22 protein-coding genes are annotated in these 23,026 nt (G+C 39.9%); 11 read left to right on the top strand and 11 right to left on the bottom strand.

All coding sequences use genetic code 11. From position 1 onward, the window contains the following. Positions 1 to 31 precede the first annotated feature (31 nt). The 4 genes from hutH to hutC form a co-directional block, all read right to left on the bottom strand. The gene (hutH, locus tag F886_RS01310; RefSeq protein ID WP_005300454.1) at positions 32 to 1,570 is read right to left on the bottom strand and encodes a histidine ammonia-lyase; all 1,539 of its coding nucleotides are present in this window, start codon (positions 1,568 to 1,570) and stop codon (positions 32 to 34) included. Between the two features lie 87 nt (positions 1,571 to 1,657). Next, positions 1,658 to 3,334, bottom strand: a complete 1,677-nt coding sequence (hutU, locus tag F886_RS01305) for a urocanate hydratase (RefSeq protein WP_005300451.1) — start codon at positions 3,332 to 3,334, stop codon at positions 1,658 to 1,660. Between the two features lie 251 nt (positions 3,335 to 3,585). Next, positions 3,586 to 4,161 (bottom strand): HutD/Ves family protein, encoded by a 576-nt coding sequence (locus F886_RS01300; RefSeq protein WP_005300449.1) that lies wholly within the window; start codon positions 4,159 to 4,161, stop codon positions 3,586 to 3,588. Then, the gene (hutC, locus tag F886_RS01295) at positions 4,158 to 4,910 is read right to left on the bottom strand and encodes a histidine utilization repressor (RefSeq protein ID WP_005300446.1); all 753 of its coding nucleotides are present in this window, start codon (positions 4,908 to 4,910) and stop codon (positions 4,158 to 4,160) included. The genes F886_RS01300 and hutC overlap by 4 nt, the downstream gene beginning before the upstream one ends. Positions 4,911 to 5,264: 354 nt before the next feature. Between hutC and F886_RS01290 the strand changes: the two genes are divergently transcribed. Further along, positions 5,265 to 6,377: an acyltransferase family protein gene (locus F886_RS01290; RefSeq protein ID WP_005300443.1), complete on the top strand. Its 1,113-nt coding sequence runs from the start codon at positions 5,265 to 5,267 to the stop codon at positions 6,375 to 6,377. 31 nt (positions 6,378 to 6,408) lie between these two features. Here the strand turns inward: F886_RS01290 and zigA are convergent, their stop codons facing one another. From zigA to F886_RS01275, 3 genes are all read right to left on the bottom strand, one after another. Further along, entirely contained in the window at positions 6,409 to 7,674 is a 1,266-nt protein-coding gene (gene zigA, locus F886_RS01285) for a zinc metallochaperone GTPase ZigA (RefSeq protein ID WP_081402052.1), read from the bottom strand. A gap of 148 nt (positions 7,675 to 7,822) precedes the next feature. Further along, positions 7,823 to 8,500 (bottom strand): D-Ala-D-Ala carboxypeptidase ZrlA, encoded by a 678-nt coding sequence (locus F886_RS01280; protein WP_005300438.1) that lies wholly within the window; start codon positions 8,498 to 8,500, stop codon positions 7,823 to 7,825. 165 nt (positions 8,501 to 8,665) lie between these two features. Then, positions 8,666 to 10,054 (bottom strand): amino acid permease, encoded by a 1,389-nt coding sequence (locus F886_RS01275; protein ID WP_005300436.1) that lies wholly within the window; start codon positions 10,052 to 10,054, stop codon positions 8,666 to 8,668. Positions 10,055 to 10,408: 354 nt separating this feature from the next. On the opposite strand from F886_RS01275, the gene fahA reads away from it, so the two are divergent. From fahA to F886_RS01255, 4 genes are all read left to right on the top strand, one after another. Then, positions 10,409 to 11,716, top strand: coding sequence for a fumarylacetoacetase (gene fahA / locus F886_RS01270; RefSeq protein WP_005300433.1), 1,308 nt, complete (start codon positions 10,409 to 10,411; stop codon positions 11,714 to 11,716). Beyond that, positions 11,703 to 12,335 carry a maleylacetoacetate isomerase gene (gene maiA / locus F886_RS01265; protein WP_005300430.1) on the top strand — a complete coding sequence of 211 codons (633 nt, stop codon included), beginning with the start codon at positions 11,703 to 11,705 and terminating at the stop codon, positions 12,333 to 12,335. Before fahA ends, maiA begins: the two co-directional genes overlap by 14 nt. A gap of 17 nt (positions 12,336 to 12,352) precedes the next feature. Next, complete coding sequence (locus tag F886_RS01260; RefSeq protein ID WP_004790185.1) at positions 12,353 to 12,901, top strand: VOC family protein; 549 nt, start codon at positions 12,353 to 12,355, stop codon at positions 12,899 to 12,901. A 295-nt stretch (positions 12,902 to 13,196) separates the two neighbouring features. Continuing rightward, entirely contained in the window at positions 13,197 to 13,976 is a 780-nt protein-coding gene (locus tag F886_RS01255) for an IclR family transcriptional regulator (RefSeq protein WP_005300427.1), read from the top strand. Between the two features lie 66 nt (positions 13,977 to 14,042). Here the strand turns inward: F886_RS01255 and hppD are convergent, their stop codons facing one another. Further along, positions 14,043 to 15,098 carry a 4-hydroxyphenylpyruvate dioxygenase gene (gene hppD / locus F886_RS01250; RefSeq protein WP_005300424.1) on the bottom strand — a complete coding sequence of 352 codons (1,056 nt, stop codon included), beginning with the start codon at positions 15,096 to 15,098 and terminating at the stop codon, positions 14,043 to 14,045. 525 nt (positions 15,099 to 15,623) lie between these two features. On the opposite strand from hppD, the gene F886_RS01245 reads away from it, so the two are divergent. Next, complete coding sequence (locus F886_RS01245) at positions 15,624 to 16,094, top strand: 2-thiouracil desulfurase family protein (protein WP_005300421.1); 471 nt, start codon at positions 15,624 to 15,626, stop codon at positions 16,092 to 16,094. Positions 16,095 to 16,098: 4 nt separating this feature from the next. On the opposite strand, the gene F886_RS01240 is transcribed toward F886_RS01245, so the two are convergent. Together F886_RS01240 and pncA are read right to left on the bottom strand one after the other, a co-directional pair. After that, positions 16,099 to 17,061 (bottom strand): bile acid:sodium symporter family protein, encoded by a 963-nt coding sequence (locus F886_RS01240; RefSeq protein ID WP_005300416.1) that lies wholly within the window; start codon positions 17,059 to 17,061, stop codon positions 16,099 to 16,101. Between the two features lie 40 nt (positions 17,062 to 17,101). Beyond that, positions 17,102 to 17,746, bottom strand: a complete 645-nt coding sequence (pncA, locus tag F886_RS01235) for a bifunctional nicotinamidase/pyrazinamidase (protein ID WP_005300414.1) — start codon at positions 17,744 to 17,746, stop codon at positions 17,102 to 17,104. A gap of 329 nt (positions 17,747 to 18,075) precedes the next feature. Between pncA and dapA the strand changes: the two genes are divergently transcribed. The 5 genes from dapA (at position 18,076) to F886_RS01210 (ending at position 21,739) form a co-directional block, all read left to right on the top strand. Next, positions 18,076 to 18,969, top strand: coding sequence for a 4-hydroxy-tetrahydrodipicolinate synthase (gene dapA, locus F886_RS01230; RefSeq protein WP_005300412.1), 894 nt, complete (start codon positions 18,076 to 18,078; stop codon positions 18,967 to 18,969). A 15-nt stretch (positions 18,970 to 18,984) separates the two neighbouring features. Beyond that, positions 18,985 to 19,590, top strand: a complete 606-nt coding sequence (locus tag F886_RS01225) for a lipoprotein-34 precursor (NlpB) (RefSeq protein ID WP_081399090.1) — start codon at positions 18,985 to 18,987, stop codon at positions 19,588 to 19,590. 34 nt (positions 19,591 to 19,624) lie between these two features. Beyond that, positions 19,625 to 20,344, top strand: coding sequence for a phosphoribosylaminoimidazolesuccinocarboxamide synthase (purC, locus tag F886_RS01220; protein ID WP_004790203.1), 720 nt, complete (start codon positions 19,625 to 19,627; stop codon positions 20,342 to 20,344). A gap of 190 nt (positions 20,345 to 20,534) precedes the next feature. Further along, complete coding sequence (locus F886_RS01215; RefSeq protein ID WP_005300406.1) at positions 20,535 to 20,738, top strand: hypothetical protein; 204 nt, start codon at positions 20,535 to 20,537, stop codon at positions 20,736 to 20,738. 152 nt (positions 20,739 to 20,890) lie between these two features. Continuing rightward, a complete protein-coding gene (locus tag F886_RS01210; protein ID WP_005300403.1) occupies positions 20,891 to 21,739 on the top strand; it encodes a formate/nitrite transporter family protein in 849 nt (282 codons plus the stop codon). 1 nt (position 21,740) lies between these two features. Here the strand turns inward: F886_RS01210 and F886_RS01205 are convergent, their stop codons facing one another. Continuing rightward, on the bottom strand, positions 21,741 to 23,006 hold the full coding sequence (locus tag F886_RS01205; RefSeq protein WP_005300400.1) for a replication-associated recombination protein A: 1,266 nt from the start codon (positions 23,004 to 23,006) through the stop codon (positions 21,741 to 21,743). Positions 23,007 to 23,026: the final 20 nt, after the last annotated feature.

The raw sequence follows: 23,026 nt of genomic DNA, 5'->3' as shown, positions 1-23,026 counted from the left end.
ATTCGGCCACTCCATGTGACCGTTTTATCAATCACACTTCAGATAAACTAGGGAGTAGTTTTGGAATAAGTAACTCGTTTAAACAGCCACTCGAAAGTAATTCACTTGCTTGTTCAATATCAGGAGCAAAGAAACGGTCTTCACTGTAGTAAGGAACTTGATCGCGCAAGATTTTACGAGCTTGTTCAAGTTTAGGCGAGCTTTTTAAGCCTTCACGGAAGTCTAGACCCTGACAAGCGCCTAACCATTCGACAGCTAAAATGCCACGGACGTTATCAGCCATATACCAAAGACGTTTACCTGCATTCGGAGCCATTGATACATGGTCTTCCTGATTCGCTGAAGTTGGCAAACTATCAACACTCGCTGGATGTGCAAGTGCTTTGTTATCACTCGCAAGAGCTGCTGCTGTCACTTGAGCAATCATGAAACCTGAGTTCACACCACCATTTGCAACCAAGAACGGTGGAAGCTGTGACATGTGACGGTCCATCATCATCGAAATACGACGTTCTGAAAGTGAACCAATTTCTGCGATTGCCAATGCTAAATTATCTGCCGCCATTGCTACAGGTTCTGCGTGGAAGTTACCACCAGAAATCACATCACCTTGTTCTGCGAAAACAAGTGGGTTATCAGATACCGCATTTGCTTCAATTTCTAAAACTTCAGCAGCCTGACGGATTTGAGTTAGACATGCACCCATCACCTGTGGTTGGCAACGTAAAGAATAGGGATCTTGAACTTTGCTACAGTCTTCGTGTGAATGTGCAATTTCACTCGAATCCGTCAATAAGTCACGATAAGCCGCCGCAACATCAATTTGACCACGTTGACCACGTACTTCATGAATACGTGCATCGAACGGTGAGCGTGAACCCAGCATTGCTTCAACACTTAAGCCACCACAAACTGTCGCAGCAGCAAATAAATCTTCAGCTTCAAATAAGCCACGTAAAGCATAAGCAGTCGAAACTTGTGTACCGTTTAAAAGTGCCAAGCCTTCTTTCGCTGCTAAAGAAATTGGTTCTAAGCCTGCAATTTTTAAAGCTTCAACTGCTGGTAACCATTCACCTTTATAACGCGCTTTACTTTCACCAAGTAAAATCAAAGACATATGTGCAAGTGGTGCCAAGTCACCTGAAGCGCCGACTGAACCTTTAAGAGGAATGTGCGGATAAACTTCAGCATTAATTAAAGCCAACAAAGCATCAATCACTTTACGGCGAATACCTGAGAAGCCACGTGCCAAGCTATTTGCTTTCAATAGAATAATTAAACGAACCATTGCATCATCAAGTGCTTCACCTACACCTGCTGCATGCGAAAGAACTAACGAACGCTGTAATTTTTCTAAATCTTCAGGAGCAATCTTGGTTGAAGCAAGTAAACCAAAACCTGTGTTAATGCCGTAAGCTGTACGCCCTTCATTTACAATCTGTTCTACACAAGCCACGCTTGCGTTGATTGCAGCTGAAGCACTTTCATCTAATTTAACTTTAATCGGGTTGAGGTAAGCTTGACGTAAATCAGCTAAGGTTAATTTTCCCGGTTGGATCAGTAATTCCATGTTGGCTTCCTAATTTTTTGCACTATATTCTGCTGAGACAGTGCTTTTCACAATTGCAAAAAGCACCGCCAGTTCTTCCATGTATTTTTATTGCGTGATCATTGGCAAGTTTAAGCCTTGCTCTTTCGCACAGTTAATCGCAATTTCATAACCGGCATCGGCATGACGCATAACACCTGTTGCAGGGTCATTGGTCAGTACACGAGCAATACGTGCAGCAGCTTCATCTGTACCGTCACACACAATCACAACGCCTGAGTGTTGAGAGAAGCCCATACCTACACCACCACCATGGTGTAAAGAAACCCAAGTTGCGCCGCCTGCTGTATTAAGCAAAGCGTTTAATAAAGGCCAGTCTGATACTGCATCTGATCCATCTTGCATTGCTTCAGTTTCACGGTTTGGACTCGCAACTGAACCTGAGTCTAAGTGGTCACGACCAATCACAACTGGAGCTGATAATTCACCGCTACGAACCATTTCGTTAAATGCCAAACCAAGTTTTGCACGTAAGCCTAGACCAACCCAACAAATACGTGCTGGTAAGCCTTGGAAGCTAATGCGTTCACGTGCCATGTCTAACCAGTGATGTAAATGTTCATCATCAGGAATTAATTCTTTAACTTTAGCATCTGTTTTATAAATGTCTTCTGGGTCACCAGAAAGCGCTGCCCAACGGAATGGACCAATACCACGGCAGAACAATGGACGGATATACGCAGGCACGAAGCCAGGGAAATCAAAAGCGTTTTCTACGCCTTCTTCTTTCGCCATTTGACGGATGTTATTACCATAGTCAAATGTTGGAACACCCATTTTTTGGAAATCGAGCATCGCTTGTACGTGTTTTGCCATCGACTGTTTTGCAGCTTTTACAACAGCCTCTGGTTCAGTTTTCGCACGTTCACGATATTCATCCCAAGTCCAGCCTACTGGTAGGTAGCCATTGAGTGGATCGTGTGCACTTGTTTGGTCGGTTACCATGTCAGGACGTACACCACGGCGAACAAGCTCAGGTAAAATTTCTGCAGCATTGCCATGAAGTGCAATTGAAATAACCTTGCCTTCTTTGGTGTAACGATCAATACGCGCTAAAGCATCGTCTAAATCAGTTGCTTGTTCATCTACATAACGAGTACGTAAACGGAAATCGATACTTGCTTGCTGACATTCGATGTTTAAAGAACAAGCCCCTGCAAGTGTTGCAGCTAAAGGCTGAGCGCCACCCATACCGCCTAAACCAGCAGTAAGAACCCAACGACCGTTTAAATCACCATTGTAATGTTGGCGGCCAGCTTCAACGAAAGTTTCATAAGTACCTTGCACAATGCCTTGGCTACCGATGTAGATCCAAGAACCCGCTGTCATTTGACCGTACATTGCGAGTGCTTTTGCATCTAATTCGTTAAAGTGTTCCCAGTTTGCCCAGTGCGGTACAAGGTTTGAGTTTGCAATTAAAACGCGTGGTGCATCTTTATGAGTTTTAAATACACCAACTGGCTTGCCTGATTGAACTAATAAAGTTTCGTCAGTTTCAAGATTTTTTAAAGTATCTACAATTTTGTCGAAACATTCCCAGTTTCGTGCTGCACGGCCAATACCACCGTATACAACCAACTCTTTCGGGTTTTCTGCAACGTCCGGATCAAGGTTATTCATCAACATACGTAATGGGGCTTCAGTTAACCAACTCTTAGCCGTTAATTCAGTGCCACGTGGTGCACGAATTTCTACATCACGAAATTTTGTTGTCGTTGTTGTCACAGGCGGACTCCTTCCTTTGAGCTTACATCAGCAGAACATCACTTGTTTCTGCATTTGTATAGTAATGTATTAACTTGTATATACATCCATATACTACACAAATATTTTACGGCGTGAAGAGGGTTACTCATATTTTTTTAAAAAAACTGAATAAGCATATGAATTAAATTAATTTATTTTTATATTAGGTATAAAAAAAGCACATATCTTTTAAATCGACATGTGCTTTTTAAGTAATAAATAATGTCTTTTTATCGTTGGATTAACTCAATGACATAGCAGCTTTTAAGTTGTTTTTTTAGAAAACTGATCGATGTCACGCCAGCATTTCTCTCAATTTTTAACGTCTCATGAGCAGCAAGCTGAACGGAATGATCATCAACATTTACTTCCGTTTCAGAACCACTATTAAAAATGAAAATCAGGTCTGCCGAACTTAAAAAAGTCTGTTCTTCTGTACACTCTACTCTCTGAAAGCGGGCATGAAACTTTGCAGGATCATAAATTAAATTTAAATCTCGAATTACACCGTCTATCAGTTTACTTTGAACCTGACTCTCACCATGGAAAGCAAAAATATCGCCTTGGTTCAGCGTTTTGGCAGGAAGATCATCGACATGCAGCACCAGGCCTTTTCCATCAAGCACACTAATAATTCGCTGCTTATTGGGAAATAAAGAAAATGGCCCAGAAGTAGTCACATCAGCCATCGAAATACGCCAATCGAAATCAGCCTCACCTTGGCTTCGAGCAATTTCTAAAGTGGAACCCGCACCATTTTTCCAAAGCATTTTTGTATATTGATCTGCCCTGATCAATTCAATCATGGGTTAAATTTCCCTTCAAGATAATAGCGGCTACCCGGATAAATCAAACGCGCACTTGAAATGAGTTGTTTGTTTGACCATGTACGGCGACGGATCAGTAAACAAGGCTCAGCTTTAGTAATTTTCAACCACTTACACTCTTGCGGAGATGCTAAAACTGCCTCGACAATGTGCTCACCTTCTGAGACAGGAGCTTTTGCCATGAGGTAAGCATTCGGCGTAATCGTTTTAAAATCTTGTTGTAGATAATCTGGTATCAGTGCTGCATCGACTAAACGATCTTCGACCTGAACAGGTACATCATTTTCATAATGCACAATAATCGAGTGAAATAATCTTTGCCCTTCACGAGTCTGCATTAACACGCTTTGCTCTGCATTTGCATAAATTTGTTCTAAGACTAAAACTTCAGCGTGGTGCTTATGGTTTCGTGCAATAATCTCATCGGCAATATTATTAATCTGAAAAAGTGCAGTTCGGCCTTGCCCTTCCGCAACGAAAGAACCAACGCCCTGAATTCGAACGAGTAAACCCTCAGTCGTTAATTCACGTAGCGCACGGTTTACCGTCATACGGCTACAACCGAGTTGATTAACGAGTTCACTTTCCGAAGGAATTTTTTTATTTACAGCCCAAGTACCTTCATAAATTTTTTGTGAAATCAGTTGTTTTACGCGTTGATATAAAGGAACTGGACTATCAGCTTCAATCGAAAGCTCAGTATGTTCTTGTTTTGATGTTCTGGGCATAACTAATTACTCAAAAAGGCGGCAGGCAAAAAGGTATTTTAGTTGACATGCTATGTATATACAACCACATACAACATGTTAATTTATGAATTAAATAGATTTTAAAAAGTTTAAAAAATAAACATAGCTCGATAAGAGCTAATTTAAAGTTTTATGTAGAGAAATTCAAATATATAAAGGCTTTATCAATATTTATTTAATAGTTATTTCTGCTATGCCTGTGCTCAATTCAAGGATGTAAAAAGTATCGTCTTTTCTGATTTACGAAATGCTGCTTAAAATTTTTATTTAAAATAACTGATCGATAGTATTCTTCTGCCACACAGTATATTAATAAAACTGGAAGCACATCGAATGCGTAATTATAAAATAGATATTCTTCGAGGAATGTCTATCCTTTTGGTTCTTTTACATCATTTTAATATTCCCTATAAACTTAAAGATACATGGTTAGGCTTTGATTTCTTAGGTGAAGCATTTAGCACAGTCATCGCAAGAAACGGAAATTATGGCGTCACCATGTTTTTTGTGATTTCGGGTTTTTTAATCACCCATCACACTTTAAAAAGAGATAAACAATTTTCCGCAATTAACCTCAAGCATTTTTATATCCGACGGGCAGCCCGTATTTTACCGTGTCTGATATTACTCATTTTAGGGGTAAGCATACTTGGTTCATTTGACTTAAAACCCTTTATGAACCAAGCTCCGAATGGCATTGAGGTTTCCTATCCTTTAACCATATTTGCGGCTTTAACCTTCTGGATGAATATCCTGATTATTAAATTTGGTTGGGTAAACTACGCTTTGGGCGTGTTATGGTCGCTCTCTGTAGAAGAAGTTTTTTACTTTGTTTTTCCATTATTGTGCCTGCTCACGCGTAGTAATAAGGTCTTTATTGCTGTACTGATTGGAGTCATTTTATACGGACCTTATTTTAGGTCTCTCCATTTTGGAGAAGAAAGCGGCGCTTATTTATATCATTATTTTTCGAGCTTTGATGGTATAGCAATTGGCTGTTTAACAGCGATTTTCTCTGATAAATATCAGCCAAATTGGCACTATAAAAAACCTCTTTCTTGGTTGATTATTTTGAGCATGGTCGCTCTTTATTTATATGCACCAATTAAAGAAGTGAGTACTTGGGGGATTAGCTTATTTGCTCTTGCCACAGGCTTAATGATTTTGTGTTTTCAACATCCTTCCGAAACGCAAGCGCATAACCTCTTTACAAAAATCATGGTTTGGTTGGGGCAAAGAAGTTATGAAACTTATTTGTTTCATCTAGTTGTGCTGGGTCTTATGAAAGTTGCTTTTGTTCCGGCTCAAACCGACTCTAGCATCAAAATTATGCTTTTAATTGGCTATCTGGTTCTGACCTTTATTATCAGCGCAGCGATTGAAAAATATTATTCCACACCGCTTAACAGCTACATTCGAAAGATTTTCATTAAAGACAAATCATAAAAAAAGCCCCTTTAAATAGGGGCTTTTTTAATTAAGCGATCAACATGGTTTCATCTTCTTGTTTAAAAGGATTAGACCAGTTCTGCCAAGCTTGTGGTCCTAAAGCCATTTCCTCATCACTTAATAAACAACGGTCTAAGCGTTCTATTAAAGCTTGCTCATCCATTTGCATACCAATTAAAACCAGCTCCTGACGTGCATCACCTGTTTGAGCATCCCAAACCTTTTTAATTTGTTCGATGCTGTCTAAGTCACTTGGCCAGTCTTCCTCTGCAACGGCCGCCCACCAATAACCTGCCAAGCCATGTCGTGCCATCGCACCTGCTTGTGACCATGAATAAGCCAATGTCGGTTCAGCAGCCAACCAGAAAAAACCTTTAGAACGAACGACACCCGGCCATTCAGCCTGTACCAAATCATAAAACCGTTCTGGATGGAAAGGTCGACGCGCGCGGTAAACAAAGCTACTGATTCCATACTCTTCAGTCTCTGGCGTATGTTCTCCACGTAACTCTTTTAACCATCCCGGCGCTTGTGCAGCTTCATCAAAATCGAATAGTTGAGTATTTAAAATTTTATCTAAAGCGATCTTTCCAAATTGAGCAATCTCAATTCGAGCACGCGGGTTTAAAGTTTTTAAAATTGCGATGAGTTGGTCTTGCTGAGCCTGATCAATCAGGTCAATTTTATTCAGCATAATCACATCACAAAACTCAATCTGATCAATAAGAAGGTCGACCACAGTTCGCTCATCGTGTTCACCTAATGACTCACCACGTTGTTGCAGGGAGTCCATTGAACCGTAATCTTTAAGAAAGTTAAAAGCATCGACTACCGTGACCATGGTGTCGAGTCGAGCAAACTCATTGAGTGAGTTTCCATCTTCATCTTCAAAGGTAAAGGTTTCTGCAACAGGCAGCGGTTCAGAAATGCCAGTTGACTCAATCACCAATTGATCAAAACGTCCTTCATCAGCTAACCGTTTAACCTCAACCAATAAGTCTTCTCGTAAAGTACAACAGATACAGCCATTACTCATTTCAACCAGCTTTTCATCTGTTCTTGAAAGCTCCGCCCCACCTTCGCGTACTAATGCCGCATCAATATTCACTTCAGACATATCATTGACAATCACGGCAATGCGGCGGCCTTCACGATTATTTAAAATATGGTTGAGTAATGTGGTCTTTCCTGCACCCAAAAAGCCAGATAAAACAGTGACGGGAAGCTTGGCAAATGAGTTGGCGATTGCAGTGCGCATGGCTTGATCTCTTTGAATAATATTTAAACTGATCATGGCTGGCCATTTAAATATGGCCAGATCACAGGCGTAATCTATTTCTAAACCACAATAATGTTATGTTATAACATAACTATTGATCAAGTTTTTATTCCAGTTTTATTTAAGCCCATTCATTTAGTCTTTGAAAAAATTGCTTTTATAGTTACTGACAAATCGAGGTTCTATAGTGATGGTCAGGCCCCCATGAACGGAATCCTTGGCTATCAATATGAATTTGTCCCGAAGCATAAACACCCAGACCCATGTTAAGTGCTTGCCCCTTGGTTTCCCAGAACTGACAAAGTTTAGTTTTGGTTTGTTGAATATTAAACTGGTCTAAATCGGTAGGCTGTTCTGCTCCAATTCGAAAATCAAGCGCTGCATTAAAGACATGTCGCGAAGCATCTGCACCACCTGCACAACGGTTTAAAGATAAAGCTCGATAGGCCGATGTCACTTCAAAATCGTTAATTACCCCATCGTCAACTAATGCTTTTAAAATGCTAAGCGTCGGAACGATGTTGGACCAAATCTCTCTTGGTGGCACCGCATACGGTTCAACTCCACATTTTTGCCAATCACGAGCCGAGCGTAATAACTCATGGTCTGGAACTAAATTGGCAAGCCCTTTTTGCTTAAGAAATTGCTTATAAGCTTGTACAGACTGTCCGTGATCTGCGGTTGCAATCCAAGCCACATAATCTTCGGGTTGCTGCTTTATTCTGACCACTGTTTTTTTAGGCTGCGGCAAAGTGTGGGTGTGTAGAGGAGTTGTTGGCTTGGGCGTTTGTGTACTACACGCTGTAAGAGATAATAAAATTAAACCTAAATAACGTTTCATAAATATGCTCTATCTTCGCCAAAAATGGGAAGACTGCTCATCATCAAATTGAACAAATGTTATATTATAACAATAATAAAGTCCTTTAATTTCTGTTGTTAAATTTTAAAAATAAAAAAGGACGTATGAGATACGTCCTTTTGGTAAATACAACTTACGCTGTTATTAAATATCGGCTTCTACAGCAGTTAAAGACTGCTCAGCTTTTAGTTTTCGGCGTTTAAATTGATAAGCCACCATCAAACACAAGATCCAGCCAGGAATCATCATGACCGCAACACGCATATCTGGTGTTAAAGACATCACAATTAAAATGCCCAACATAAACACGATGCATAAATAGTTGCTAAATGGATACATGAAGCTTGGGAACTTCGTTGTTTGCCCTTGGCGTTGCATATATTTGCGGAATTTTAAATGCGTCCATGAAATTACAACCCAGTTAATCACAATGGCTGCAACCACGAGCATCATGAGTAAACCAAATGCTTTTTCAGGGAAAATATAATTTAACAATACACATAAAATAGTCACAGCAGCAGAAAGGATCACTGCATTGGTTGGAATGCCGCGTTTATTAATGTGTGCAAATACTTTTGGTGCATTTCCTTGTTGTGCAAGGCCCAATAGCATACGGCTACTGCAATAACTTGTACCGTTATAAACTGAAACAGCAGCAGTCAGAATCACAAAGTTTAATAACGTTGCAATTCCTTGGCTATCTAAAGAAGCAAATACCATTACAAACGGGCTTCCACCTTGTGCCATTTGATTCCATGGGAATAGCGAGAATAAAACAAAAAGTGTCGCAATATAGAAAATCAAAATACGGTAAATAATTTGATTCACAGCTTTAGGTAAAGTTTTATCAGGGTCACGTGCTTCAGCCGCAGTAATACCGAAAAGCTCAATACCACCAAAAGCAAAAATAATGACAGCCATTGCCATCACTAAGCCTTCAACACCAAATGGGAAGAAACCACCAAGTGCCCAGAGGTTCGAAATGCTTGCTTGTGGACCTGCCGTGCCTGTTGCAAGTAAATATGAACCAAAACCAATCATTGCAAGAATCGCCAAGATTTTGACAATAGAAAACCAAAATTCCATTTCGCCAAAAAACTTAACATGTAGCAAATTAATGCCATTAATTAAGACAAAGAAGGTTAAAGCAGATGCCCACGTTGGGATTTGCGGCCACCAATATTGAATATAAAGACCAATTGCGCTTAGTTCTGCCATACAGACGAGAACATTGAGTACCCAATAGTTCCATCCTGACATGAACCCTGCAAATGGTCCCCAATATTTGTAGGCAAAATGACTAAAAGAACCACTGACTGGCTCTTCAACCACCATTTCACCAAGCTGACGCATCATTAAAAAAGCAATAAATCCTGCAATGGCATAACCGAGGATGACCGATGGACCTGCTAATTTAATCGATTGTGATATACCAAGAAAAAGCCCTGTGCCAATCGCCCCACCCAATGCAATAAGCTGGATGTGCCGATTACTCAAACCATGTTTCAGGTTTCCTTGCTCTTGTGCTGACATATGATTATTCTCATCCGTGTCACGTAATTTTTTTCCAATAAATTACGTATATCATAAATTTATCAAACTTTCATAGATATTCATGAAAAAATAATTGCGTGACTTTTCTCATGACCGCGAATGAAAACAGAAAATACAAGAAATGACAATTATTATGAAATGTGTAATTAAATTATGTATTGCGTAATTTGATGAATTCAGTATTATAGAGACATGAAGCAATTGGTTGTGCTCGGTCTATATCAAACTCATAAGACAGATGATCTAAGCAAAGGTTAAAAACTTATTGAGTAGCTCAGTCCTAGACCGAACTTTTATTTGTATAAGACCCGAGATAAAGACAAGGACGCGAAAATGGAACAAAAACTAAACTCTTTTATTGAAGTTTCACCTCAATCAGATTTCACTATTCATAATTTGCCTTATGGTATTTTTAGCAAAACAGCTGATGGCGAGCGTCAGGTTGGTGTAGCTATTGGTGATTGGGTGATTGATCTCGCTGCTCTTGAAAAGCACGGTCTTTTAAAACTCTCAGAACAAGACACATACTTTAACCAACCGACACTGAATAAATTTATCGAGTCTGGCAAAGCCAACTGGTCAAAAGTTCGTAAGACACTACAGTCTCTTCTTTCAGTTGAAAATTTAACACTTCAAGAAAATGAAGCATTACGCCAAGAAGTTTTAGTTAAGCAAGACAGCGTTACTTTGCATTTACCTCTTCAGGTGCCTGGTTATACCGATTTCTATTCTTCTAAAGAACATGCGACCAATGTAGGTTGTATGTTCCGCGATCCAAAAAATGCTTTACTACCAAACTGGACTGAATTGCCTGTTGGTTATAACGGCCGTGCTAGCTCTGTTGTAGTCAGCGGCACTCAAGTTGTGCGTCCTTCTGGACAAATTAAACTTCCAAATGAAGAGCGCCCAGTTTTTTCTGCATCGCGTAAACTCGATTTTGAACTTGAAACAGCATTTGTTATTGGTAAGCCAACGGCGCTTGGTCAACCGATCTCGATTGAAAATGCGTGGGACCATATTTTTGGAATGGTATTACTCAATGACTGGTCAGCACGCGATATCCAGCAATGGGAATATGTGCCTCTAGGTCCATTCAATTCAAAATCATTTGCCAGTGCCATCTCACCTTGGGTGGTAACACTTGAAGCACTTGAGCCATTTAAAGTTGAAGGCCCAGAACAAGAGCCTAAACCTTTACCTTATTTACAAGAAAATATCGCTAACAGTTACGACATTAATTTGAGTGTTGAAATTCAAAGCCCGAAATCGGCGCAAAGCGACGTAATCTGCAAAACCAATTTTAAATATATGTATTGGTCTATGTCTCAACAGCTTACTCACCACACCATTGGCGGCTGTAACGTTCAGGTTGGTGATTTAATGGGTTCAGGTACGATTTCAGGTTCTACACCTGACTCTTATGGCAGCTTGCTTGAGCTTACATGGAACACCACTAAACCTCTGACACTTTCTAACGGCGAAACTCGTGGTTTCTTGCAAGATGGCGATACGCTCATCATGAAAGGCCACTGTGAGAAAAATGGTATTCGCATTGGCTTTGGTGAAGTTCGAAATACGGTTCTTCCTGCATTAACGTTCGACTTTGCAGAAACTTCGGAGCCAGACTATGAAGCTGTATAGTTACTTTCGTAGCTCTGCAGCCTACAGAGTACGGATTGGTCTAAACATTAAAGGTTTAGCTTATGAGACTGTTCCGGTTCATCTGGTAAAAAATGAACAGCAAAGCGAAGACTATTTAAAGTTAAACCGCAGTGCTCTGGTTCCAACATTAATTGACGGCGATTTAACATTGTCTCAATCGTTAAGTATTTTGGAATATCTGGATGAACAATATCCAGAAAACAAATTACTTCCAAGTAATGTGCAAGAGAGAGCCAAAATCCGTGCTTTTTCCCAAGCAATCGCTTGCGATATTCACCCGTTAAACAACTTACGCGTACTGAAATATTTAAAAAATGACTTAAATGTTTCAGATGAGCAAAAAAATTATTGGTATCAGCACTGGATTATTGAAGGCTTTCAAAATCTCGAACAGCTACTTCAAGATTCAAACGGACAATTTTGCTTTGGACACGAAGCAACAATTGCTGATTGCTGTCTGATTCCTCAGGTTTACAACGCGAAACGCTTCAAGATTGATTTATCTGCGTTTCCAAAAATTGAATCGATTTATCACCATTGTTTGTCTATCCCAGCCTTCTATAACGCGGCGCCAGAACAACAACCAGATTGGGAATAGTAAAAAGGAGTTTTAATATGACATTTGCCATTAAAAAAATACATCACGTTGCATATCGTTGTAAGGATGCGAAAGAAACTGTTGAGTGGTATAAAAAAATGCTCAACATGGACTTTATTTTAGCTTTTGCTGAAGATCATGTGCCTTCAACTAAAGCCTTTGACCCATATATGCATTTATTCTTAGATGCAGGTCAAGGCAACGTTTTAGCTTTCTTTGAATTGCCAACTCAACCAGACATGGGCCGAGACGAAAATACCCCACAATGGGTACAACATATTGCTTTTGAAGTTGAAGACTTAAATGCTTTGATGGCTGCGAAGCAACATTTAGAAGAAAATGGCGTGAAAGTTTTGGGCGTAACCAACCATGGCATTTTCCACTCAATTTATTTCTTCGATCCAAATGGCCATCGTTTAGAACTGACTTATAACGATGTGCATGCTGAAGAAAAAATTGCAAAAATTACAGAAGAAATGAAAGCTGAAATGCTAGAGGAATGGAGCAAAACCAAACGTGCTCCGCACCACACTCATTTCTTACATGAAGCAGAATTAGGAACCTAATTTAAAAAGAGCAAACTAAAAAGTCGGCATTGATTAGAATTGTTTGAATGAACGGTTCTGTATCAATGCCGATTTATATTATTTAAAACTGCTAAATTTCTAGAAAATCGCGCTATAAATAAGAGTGTCGGGATTTTAGAAAATTGTTGATTATTAAACATGCCAATTTCGCTAATAGAAAAAGGTGATTTCTATTTCGCACTAGGCTCAGGCATGATGTAAATCGCAGCAATTTCAATTTATATTTTGATCGTCACTGTTTAACAGCTGAAGTAACTTTATTAAGGGTATTTAAATGATTGAAGAAAAAGTATCTGGGGGGGTTCAATCACTTGAAGTCGGTTTATCTGTACTAAACGCCCTTTTAGAGCACAATCAACCTATTATTCTCAAAGATCTATCGAGCAAGCTAGAAATGCATCCTGCCAAGGTACACCGCTATCTGGTCAGCCTTATTCGCATGGAATATGCAAAACAACTTGATGATGGTCAATATGCCCTAGGTGATCAGGCATGGCGCTTAGGTCTCAACTGTGTTCAGCATAGCGACACACTACAGCTGGTACAGCATTTAATTTACGACCTACAAAACAAAATTGGTTGCGGCATACAAATTAGTAAATGGTCGCCTAAAGGCCCTGTAGTTGTTCAATCGATTGAATCAAACCATCCTATTTCGATTGTCACTAAAGTCGGCTCGATTATGCCTTTAGTCAATTCTGCTGCGGGACGTTTATTTGCTTCCTATCTTCCAGAGCATTTTGTTCGCCCCTTAATGGAAACAGAATGGCAGAAACATCAAGAGCTTGGTCTAAACATCGCACCACAAAACTGGGAAGCGTTTACAGAGCTTAAAGAAACCATTCGCCAGCAAGAAATGTCGGCAGCAAAAGGTGATTTACTGACGGGAATTAATGCGGTGGGTTTACCTGTGTTTAACTCAAACCAGAGCATTGAATTTTGTATTGTCGCCCTAGATAGCGAAATGTTTTTACCAGTCGACCCACACAGTAAAACGATTGAAATCCTGAAAAATGAAGTGAAGCTCATCAATCAATATATTAAAAGCCGCTAATCAACAGCAATAAAAAAACCAAGAGATCAAACTCTTGGTTTTTTTAGATCAGGAATAAAGCTCAGCTTATTTAGCTTCTAGAACACCACGGCGAATTTGGTCACGTTCAATCGATTCAAATAATGCCTTGAAGTTACCTTCACCAAAACCATCATCATCTTTACGTTGAATAAATTCAAAGAAGACTGGACCAATCATGTTTTCAGAGAAAATTTGCAATAACAGTTTCTTCTGACCATCTTTAGTATTGCCATCTAGCAAAATACCACGCTGTTTTAACTCTTCAGTCGGCTCACCATGCTCAGGTAAACGTTCTGGTAACATTTCATAATAGGTATTTGGCGGCGGTGTCATAAATTTCAGACCAAGGCCTTTTAACTTATCCCAAGTCGAAATTAAGTCATCACAAATAAACGCGATATGTTGAATACCTTCGCCATTAAAGTCAGAAAGGAACTCTGCAATTTGGCCGTTTCCTTTGTCCGAATCTTCGTTTAATGGAATACGGATCTTGCCGTCTGGTGCTGTTAATGCTTTAGACGTTAAGCCCGTATATTCGCCCTTAATATCAAAGTAGCGAATTTCTTGGAAGTTAAAGATTTTTTCATAGAAGTTTGCCCAATACTCCATACGGCCTTTGTAGACATTATGAGTTAAATGGTCAATTTCATTTAAGCCTGCACCTACTGGGTGTCTTTGAGCATCATCAAAGAAAGTAAAGTCGTTTTCATAAATATCGCGGTCAACTAAGAATATCGGCATGCCACCAATACCTTTAATTGCCGGAATGTTGAGCTCCATTGGCCCAACTTTTGAATACATTGGTTCAGCACCAAGCTCTACTGCTTTTTGGAAAGCTTTTGCTGCATCACGTGTTTTGAAACCCATCGCACAAGCAGATGGACCATGTTCATTAAAGAAGAATGAAGCATAAGATTCTGGCTGATAATTCAGGATAATATTGATATTTCCTTGACGCCATAAGTACGCTTCTTTCGATTTATGCTTGGCTACTTTTGAAAAGCCAATTGTTTCAAAAATTGGATCTAATTCATTTTCTTTTGAAACAAACTCAATAAATGCAAAACCGCATAATTCTAATGGGTTCTCTAAAATATCCATCTAGTTTCCCTCTGGTGATTACCTGTTCCGTTTATCTCTATTGCTGATGAACTCAGCTCCTTTCTCTATAGAATACGTAATCATTGGGTGAGTATTTGAACCGTCAAAATGCCTTAACCCAACGCATCCTATGAGAAAAAAACGAATCATTAAAATGAAGATATGATGAGCGTAGAGCCTTTGATGATTAATTTCCGTTCCATGTGGTGATTGTTTTCCATACACACTGTCCTTTGTTATCTAAAAGTACGATTGAGATTTTTCAATAAACCCTTAAAAATCGTCTTTTCCTAAAAATCATTTATAGATTTATGGAGACCAACATCCTTGTTGGATCTCCATTGGCCATTTACCTTGAATTAGATGCTACTAAAAACAATTAAATTATGCAATACATAACTTAATTATGAATTGCATAATTTTAGTAATATTAAATTAAGTAATTTTAAAATTAATGGTCAGTTTCCAAATTTTGTTTATGATTTCTACAATAAGCTCCGCCATCCATTTGATTTAGGAAAACTTATGATCTTAGTCAGCGCCTGTTTAACTGGTGAACCTGTTCGATATGATGGTAAATCTTGTTCAAATACTTTACTTAAGCAGCTATTACTCAATAAAAAAGCCCAATCATTATGCCCAGAGTTATTAGGTGGTTTTACTACTCCTCGCTTACCCGCAGAAATTGTGGGCGGAACAGGTCAAGATGTGCTTGATGGCAAAGCAAAAATTACCGATTCATCTGGTTTAGATGTAACAGACTTATATTTAAAAGGCGCTTACCGCACTTTAGAAATTGCACAGCAAATAAAAGCAAGCTGTGTGGTTTTAAAAGAAAATAGCCCTTCTTGCGGCAGTCAAAAAATTTATAACGGGACTTTTCAAGGGGAAAAAATTGTGGGAACTGGAATTACCACAGCACTGTTACAGCGCCATGGTTTTGAAGTAATTTCTGAAAATGAGATTGAAGATTGGTTAGTAACCCATCCTCTTTAGTGAATTAGTCAGCTTTTACTTGAATGGGTTTGTCTACCTCTGTACGACTTGCCCAATAAGTCGCAAGTGCAGGACCAGAAATATTATGCCAAAGACTGAAAATCGCGCTTGGTACAGCTGTAATTGGAGAAGCAGCAAAATGTACTGCTGCGAGCGCAACACCTAAACCTGAGTTTTGCATACCGACTTCTACAGCAATTGCTTTACTGTCCGCATACGGTAGTTTAAAGAATCGCGCTGCTGCAAAACCTAATAAATATCCAAATCCATTATGTAAGATCACTACAGCTAAAATGAGCAAACCCGACTGTAAAATTGCTGCTTTGCTCCCACCAATAATGGCTGCCACGATCGCTACAATTGCAATCACGGAAACTAATGGCATGACTTGAATATAGGATTCAACCTGACGCTTGAGCCATGTTCTTAAAATCAGACCAACCACAATAGGAAGCAACACCACCTGCAAAATCGAAATAAACATCGAAGCTGCATCAATCTTTAACCATTGACTCGCGAGCAAATAAAAAATCGCTGGTGTTAACACTGGCGCTAAAAGTGTTGATACCGATGTACAAGCAACCGATAAAGCCACGTTACCTTTGGCCATATAGGTAATCACGTTTGAAGCTGTTCCGCCGGGGCAACACCCCACTAAAATAACCCCAACGGCAATTTCAGGCGGTAAGTTAAATAATTTACATAGAACATATGCTAAACCGGGCATCACCACAAACTGGGCAATCACCCCAATCAACACAGCTTTAGGACTTTGCAATACACCTTTAAAGTCGTCTACAGTCATCGTCATTCCCATGCCGAGCATAATAATGCCCAAAATCCATGGAATGTAAGCTTTGAGCCAAACAAAAAATTCAGGCTGCCATAGCGCTAGTGCAGCAAACACAATCACCCATAGGGCAAAAGTTTTTTGAATAAATTGGGTAAAGCGCAGTAATGCAGACATTCTTTCTATCCCTAAAAATTAAAATACTAGACCAATAGACTTAGTGCCCACTCAACAGATCAGTCGATTGAATACGGATAACACCTTGTTGCTGCATGGTTTGCCACGCGTGTTCTAACGAGCCATTCAGATCAATAGCTTTACAAGCATCTTCAACCACTAAAGTTTTAAAACCTTGTTTAACTGCATCTAAGGCAGTCCATGCCACACAAAAGTCCGTGGCAATTCCGACCACATAAACCGTATCAATACCGCGTTCTTTTAAGTAACTCGTTAAACCCGTCATTGTGGCGTGGTCTGCTTCCATAAAAGCCGAGTAGCTATCAATATGAGCATGAAAACCCTTTCGAATAATCAGTTGAGCGGTCGGAATATTTAAACTCGGATGAAATTCGGCATCTTGGGTACCTTGCACACAATGCTTAGGCCAAAGCACTTGTGGCCCATAGTCGAGTTCAATGGTTTCAAATGGCTGCTTACCCGAATGGTTTTGTGCAAAAGATATATGATTATAGGGATGCCAATCTTGTGTCAAAACAACATTTTTAAAACAATCAGCAAGTTGGTTAATCTTTGGAATAATTGTATCGGCATCGGCAACTGCTAAATTTCCACCCGGTGTAAAACCATTTTGCACATCAACTACGATTAAAACCGCATTTTGTGGTTGTTTATTCATATTCATGTCATCTTCAATCCCAACCGGGAAAATTGCATTCTATCTTGCCATAAAAAAAGTACATATTAAGTAAGGTCCAGTCGAATCAGGCTCTATTGTTATATTTACTGGCCTCTCTCAGCTGACAATAATGAAAACATCCTATCTTTTCCTCAAGTTTACCTCGCGATTATCCGTTAGGCGTATTGTTCTTATGCGTCTGATCAGTCATAATTTGCATAATTGTCATTCAACAATCTGTTATTGTTAGAACTGGACAATCAAAATACTGCAACCATCCCACATTTTGTTTTTCTTACCTCAGATTCGGATGGATAAATAGGATATTTTTAAAAATGACTCAGCAAGCACAGACCATTCAAGGCTCAATCGTCGCAATCGTCACACCAATGTTGAAAGACGGCGGTGTAGATTGGAAGGGTCTTGAGAAGCTGGTTGAGTGGCACATAGAACAAGGTACAAACAGTATTGTAGCCGTCGGTACAACCGGCGAAGCCTCAACATTGAGCATGGAAGAGCACACACAGGTTATTAAAGAAATTATTCGTGTAGCCAATAAACGTATTCCAATTATTGCCGGTACTGGTGCAAACTCAACCCGTGAAGCAATCGAATTAACTAAAGCTGCGAAAGATCTTGGCGCGGATGCAGCTTTACTTGTGACGCCGTACTATAACAAGCCAACTCAAGAAGGCCTATTCCAACACTATAAAGCGATTGCTGAAGCCGTAGAACTACCTCTTATTCTTTATAACGTACCAGGCCGTACTGGTGTAGATCTTGCAAACGATACAGCTGTACGTTTAGCAGAGATCCCTAATATTGTTGGTATTAAGGATGCGACAGGTGATGTACCTCGTGGTAAAGCATTAATCGAAGCTTTAAACGGCAAGATGGCTGTCTACTCAGGTGACGACGAAACTGCTTGGGAACTCATGCTTCTTGGCGCTGACGGTAATATTTCGGTTACTGCAAATGTTGCACCTAAAGCAATGAGTGAAGTATGCGCTGTTGCGATTGCCAAAGATGAACAACAAGCGAAGACGATTAACAATAAGATTGCAAATTTACACAATATTCTATTTTGCGAATCAAACCCAATTCCTGTGAAATGGGCACTACATGAGATGGGACTGATTGATACAGGTATTCGTTTACCACTCACTCCTCTCGCTGAGCAATATCGCGAACCTCTCCGCAATGCCCTAAAAGATGCGGGAATTATTTAATAAGAGCAATTTATGATGCAATTACGTCTTGGTTTAGTCCTTGCAGTTTCAGCCTTAAGTTTAGCTGGTTGTGGTCGCTTCGCAATTAATAATCACTCTTTAGATTATAAAAATGCCAAGCAACTTGCCCCGCTTGAGTATCCTGCCGATGCAACTGTACGACCAGCGACACCTTTGTATCCTGCACCAACTGTTGACCAGCTCGCTATCGAGCACGCGCCGAAGTTTGAAAACCAGCGTGGTAACCGTTTTGCATTGCCACGCCCTGAACAAACTCAAGGTAACAATGCAACAGCAGATGCATCTGCTCAAACGACAACTGCGCTTGGACGTCCTCAGCTTGTGACCGACGGTAATAAAAACCCATTATTAAAAGTTGATGGGAATACGACCGAGATCTGGCAATACACCAAAGCGACATTAAGTACTTTAAATTACAACATCATCGCTCAAGGCAGTAATCAGGCGACGATTAAAGTAAATGACAATACTTATGTGCTTAAACTTACTGGTGTAGGTTCAAGTCATACTCTTGCTCTATTTAATGTAGACAACACTTTTGCAAGCCCAGATGTGGCTGCTGAAGTGTTAAACCAGATTTACCAAAATTGGCCAGCCTAGTCGTTTACTAGGCATTTTTTTAAAAGGTTCCCTCATGTTAAAACAAACCTTGCTCTATACTGGTAAAGCAAAATCTGTATATGAAACAGACAATGCCGACCATCTGATTTTAGTCTTTCGTGATGATGCCTCTGCGTTCAACGGCGAAAAAATCGAACAACTAGATCGTAAAGGCAAGGTGAACAACCTTTTTAATGCCTTCATCATGGAAAAACTTGCTGCTGCGGGTATTGAAACGCATTTTGAAAAATTGCTTTCTCCAACTGAAGTGCTTGTTAAAAAACTTCAAATGATTCCTGTTGAATGTGTAATACGTAACTACGCAGCTGGTTCTCTATGCCGTCGCTTAGGTGTAGAAGAAGGTAAAGAGTTAACTCCTCCTACATTTGAATTGTTCTATAAAGATGACGGTCTAGGCGATCCAATGGTTAACGAATCTCAAGCGATTGCTTTAGGTTGGGCGACTGCTGAACAATTAGAACAAATGAAAGTGTTAACTTACCAAGTAAACGATGTATTAAAAGCATTATTTGCTGAAGGCAACATGATCTTGGTGGACTTCAAGCTTGAATTCGGTGTTTTCCATGACCGTATCGTGCTTGGTGATGAATTCTCTCCAGACGGCTGCCGTCTATGGGATAAAGACTCTAAGAAAAAACTCGACAAAGACCGTTTCCGTCAAGGTTTAGGCGGTGTTGTTGAAGCTTATGAAGAAGTTGCTGCTCGTTTAGGCGTAGATTTATCTGCTCTCTAATCGTTCAAACTTCATGAAAAACCGGGCTTTAGCCCGGTTTTTTTATATTTAATTACTTGAGATATTAAAAAGTAGACAGATTTGTATATTTAATTAAATTATGACTTGCACAATCTAAAAAAAAAGCACTAAAATTTAAAAAAACATTAAGCACTTCACAATAATTAAATTTCAAAACTAGGGTAAAGCTATGGAAATATCTAAGCTTGAAAAGAGATTAACGAATCATCCAATCCTTTTTGGTGAAAATCCTTTGGTCTTATTAACTAACTTTAGCAATTCCGCCTTAAAAGAAGGCTGGAGTCAGGCAGAAGTCGAATCTGTTATTTCTAAAGCCTCACAAGGTGACTATATGGCACTGATCCGTACGTTAAGGGCTTATACATTTCTTTAATCTTATTGCTGATGATCTGCTGCAACTTCACTTTCAATTTATAAAAAGACACATAAAGCTGTTAGGAATCGACTGGATTTATCCCAAGCACTGCCTTATCAATAAATAAAAATAAGAAATATAAATTATTTATTCAGTGAGGAGTAAACCTGATGGATCATGAAATAGAGGAAAAAAAGGTCGAGAAAACCTTAAGCTGGCGTGAAAAAATGGCAGTTGAAGAACATGAAAAACTGTCACCCCGTTTGGTCTATGAAATTATCCGCCGTGATGGTGCCGAAGAGCTGGATCGTCCAACGGCTGCACTCATCTTTTCAGGGATTGCTGCGGGTTTAGTCATCAGTTTTTCATTTGTATTTAAAGCGATTATTGCCTCTTACCTCCCCGCTGATGCTGTTTGGACCGATTTAATCACCAATATCGGTTATACCATTGGGTTCCTGATCGCTATTTTGGGTCACATGCAACTCTTTACAGAGAATACCATCACCACTGTTGTACCTTTATTCAAACCCTTTACCTTCGATAAATTACGAGCAGTGGGCCGCTTATGGGGCATTGTGATTCTCTGCAATATCATTGGGACAGCGTTGGCGAGTTTATTTTTCTTAACTACTCACCTGTTTACTCCAGATATTGACAAAGCACTGGATGAACTCGCCCATCATGTCGGTTCCTTTTCTGCAACCCAGAATATGCTCAAAGGTATTATGTCAGGGCTGTTAATTGCAGCGTTGGTCTGGATGTTACCCTCAGTTACTAATAAGTTCCTGCTCATCTTTTTCATGACTTACTTGATAGGACTAGGCGACTTTACCCATGTAGTGGTGGGTTCTACAGAAATGTCCTATCTCGTCTGGCAAGGAGAGGCTTCCATTAATGACTATCTATTTACTTTCCTCGTCCCCACCACCATTGGCAATATTATTGGCGGCACAGGTGTATTTACACTATTGATTTATGGTCAAGTGACTGAAGAACTAGAGCAGAAGCATCAATAAACTATTGTTCCTGCTGCCATCTGCGTTGCTGTAAGCGCTCACCTTCAACCTCACGTTTATTTCTCGCAGATTCATAGAGTTTGGTTCCCTTTAACTCAGGCGGCAAATAGTCTTGCAACACAAAGTGCTCAGGGTAATCGTGAGGATAGAGATAATTAATCCCATAGCCTTGCTGTTTCATCAGCTTGGTTGGTGCGTTTCTCAAATGCAAAGGTACAGGTAAATTTGCCGTTTTTTCAGCAAGATCTAAAGCCTTATTAATCGCTAAATAGGTGCTATTACTCTTTGCACTCGTTGCTAAATAAACCGCAGTTTGACCCAAAATAATTCGAGCCTCAGGCATCCCCACCGCTTGTACAGAGCGGAAACACTCACCTGCTAGCAATAGCGCATTAGGGTTAGAGTTTCCAATGTCTTCTGAGGCTGCAATCAGCATACGTCTTGCAATAAAAACCGGATCTTCTCCGCCTTTGAGCATACGTGCCATCCAATACAGGGTTGCATCTGGATCACTACCACGAATTGATTTAATAAAGGCAGAAACGAGGTCGTAATGCTGCTCACCCGATTTGTCATAACGCGCAATATTTTGCTGAGCGACTTTCACCACCACCGCATTGGTAATCGTGTTTTCAACTTCTGGCTCAAACGTACTTGCAATTAAATCCAGTAAATTAAGTGCCTTACGAGCATCGCCTGCTGCAAACTGAATGAGAGCATCGTATTCTTCAACATGAATGTAACGCTCTTTTAAGAATTTATCGGCTTGAAGTGCATTATTGAGGAGTGTCTGAATTGCCTCACTGTCTAAACTATTTAAGGTATAGACCTGACAGCGAGATAAAAGCGCACTATTCACCTCAAAAGATGGGTTTTCAGTCGTCGCGCCAATTAAGGTAATTTTGCCTTTTTCAACTGCACCCAATAATGCATCTTGCTGTGATTTATTAAAGCGGTGAATTTCGTCAATAAAAACCACAGGTGTCAGTAAATCCCCACTTTCTGCAATCACTTCACGTAATTCTTTTACGCCCGTATTCAGCGCAGATAAGCTCACAAATGGGCGATCTATCGCTTGAGCCAAAAGCAAAGCAATTGTTGTTTTACCAACGCCTGGTGGCCCCCAAAAAATAATAGAAGGCAAATGTCCCTGATCAATCATTTGACGCAGTGGCGCATGTTCACCTAATAAATGATCTTGCCCAATAATTTCAGACAAGTCTCTCGGGCGCAGGCGTTCAGGAAGTGGAATATGGGTGTCTGACATCTCAAATTGCTTTATCGTCT

It is taken from the genome of Acinetobacter sp. NIPH 542, assembly GCF_000369825.1.
GTDB lineage: Bacteria > Pseudomonadota > Gammaproteobacteria > Pseudomonadales > Moraxellaceae > Acinetobacter > Acinetobacter oleivorans.
This window is presented reverse-complemented; position numbering and strand designations above follow the sequence as displayed.

Excerpts from the sequence above, each read along its gene's own strand:
- hutH (WP_005300454.1), bottom strand. The coding sequence starts at position 1,570 with ATGGAATTACTGATCCAACCGGGAAAATTAACCTTAGCTGATTTACGT.
- F886_RS01300 (WP_005300449.1), bottom strand. The coding sequence starts at position 4,161 with ATGATTGAATTGATCAGGGCAGATCAATATACAAAAATGCTTTGGAAA.
- hutC (WP_005300446.1), bottom strand. The coding sequence starts at position 4,910 with ATGCCCAGAACATCAAAACAAGAACATACTGAGCTTTCGATTGAAGCT.
- F886_RS01290 (WP_005300443.1), top strand. The coding sequence starts at position 5,265 with ATGCGTAATTATAAAATAGATATTCTTCGAGGAATGTCTATCCTTTTG.
- zigA (WP_081402052.1), bottom strand. The coding sequence starts at position 7,674 with ATGATCAGTTTAAATATTATTCAAAGAGATCAAGCCATGCGCACTGCA.
- F886_RS01280 (WP_005300438.1), bottom strand. The coding sequence starts at position 8,500 with ATGAAACGTTATTTAGGTTTAATTTTATTATCTCTTACAGCGTGTAGT.
- F886_RS01275 (WP_005300436.1), bottom strand. The coding sequence starts at position 10,054 with ATGTCAGCACAAGAGCAAGGAAACCTGAAACATGGTTTGAGTAATCGG.
- fahA (WP_005300433.1), top strand. The coding sequence starts at position 10,409 with ATGGAACAAAAACTAAACTCTTTTATTGAAGTTTCACCTCAATCAGAT.
- maiA (WP_005300430.1), top strand. The coding sequence starts at position 11,703 with ATGAAGCTGTATAGTTACTTTCGTAGCTCTGCAGCCTACAGAGTACGG.
- F886_RS01260 (WP_004790185.1), top strand. The coding sequence starts at position 12,353 with ATGACATTTGCCATTAAAAAAATACATCACGTTGCATATCGTTGTAAG.
- F886_RS01255 (WP_005300427.1), top strand. The coding sequence starts at position 13,197 with ATGATTGAAGAAAAAGTATCTGGGGGGGTTCAATCACTTGAAGTCGGT.
- hppD (WP_005300424.1), bottom strand. The coding sequence starts at position 15,098 with ATGGATATTTTAGAGAACCCATTAGAATTATGCGGTTTTGCATTTATT.
- F886_RS01245 (WP_005300421.1), top strand. The coding sequence starts at position 15,624 with ATGATCTTAGTCAGCGCCTGTTTAACTGGTGAACCTGTTCGATATGAT.
- F886_RS01240 (WP_005300416.1), bottom strand. The coding sequence starts at position 17,061 with ATGTCTGCATTACTGCGCTTTACCCAATTTATTCAAAAAACTTTTGCC.
- pncA (WP_005300414.1), bottom strand. The coding sequence starts at position 17,746 with ATGAATATGAATAAACAACCACAAAATGCGGTTTTAATCGTAGTTGAT.
- dapA (WP_005300412.1), top strand. The coding sequence starts at position 18,076 with ATGACTCAGCAAGCACAGACCATTCAAGGCTCAATCGTCGCAATCGTC.
- F886_RS01225 (WP_081399090.1), top strand. The coding sequence starts at position 18,985 with ATGCAATTACGTCTTGGTTTAGTCCTTGCAGTTTCAGCCTTAAGTTTA.
- purC (WP_004790203.1), top strand. The coding sequence starts at position 19,625 with ATGTTAAAACAAACCTTGCTCTATACTGGTAAAGCAAAATCTGTATAT.
- F886_RS01215 (WP_005300406.1), top strand. The coding sequence starts at position 20,535 with ATGGAAATATCTAAGCTTGAAAAGAGATTAACGAATCATCCAATCCTT.
- F886_RS01210 (WP_005300403.1), top strand. The coding sequence starts at position 20,891 with ATGGATCATGAAATAGAGGAAAAAAAGGTCGAGAAAACCTTAAGCTGG.
- F886_RS01205 (WP_005300400.1), bottom strand. The coding sequence starts at position 23,006 with ATGTCAGACACCCATATTCCACTTCCTGAACGCCTGCGCCCGAGAGAC.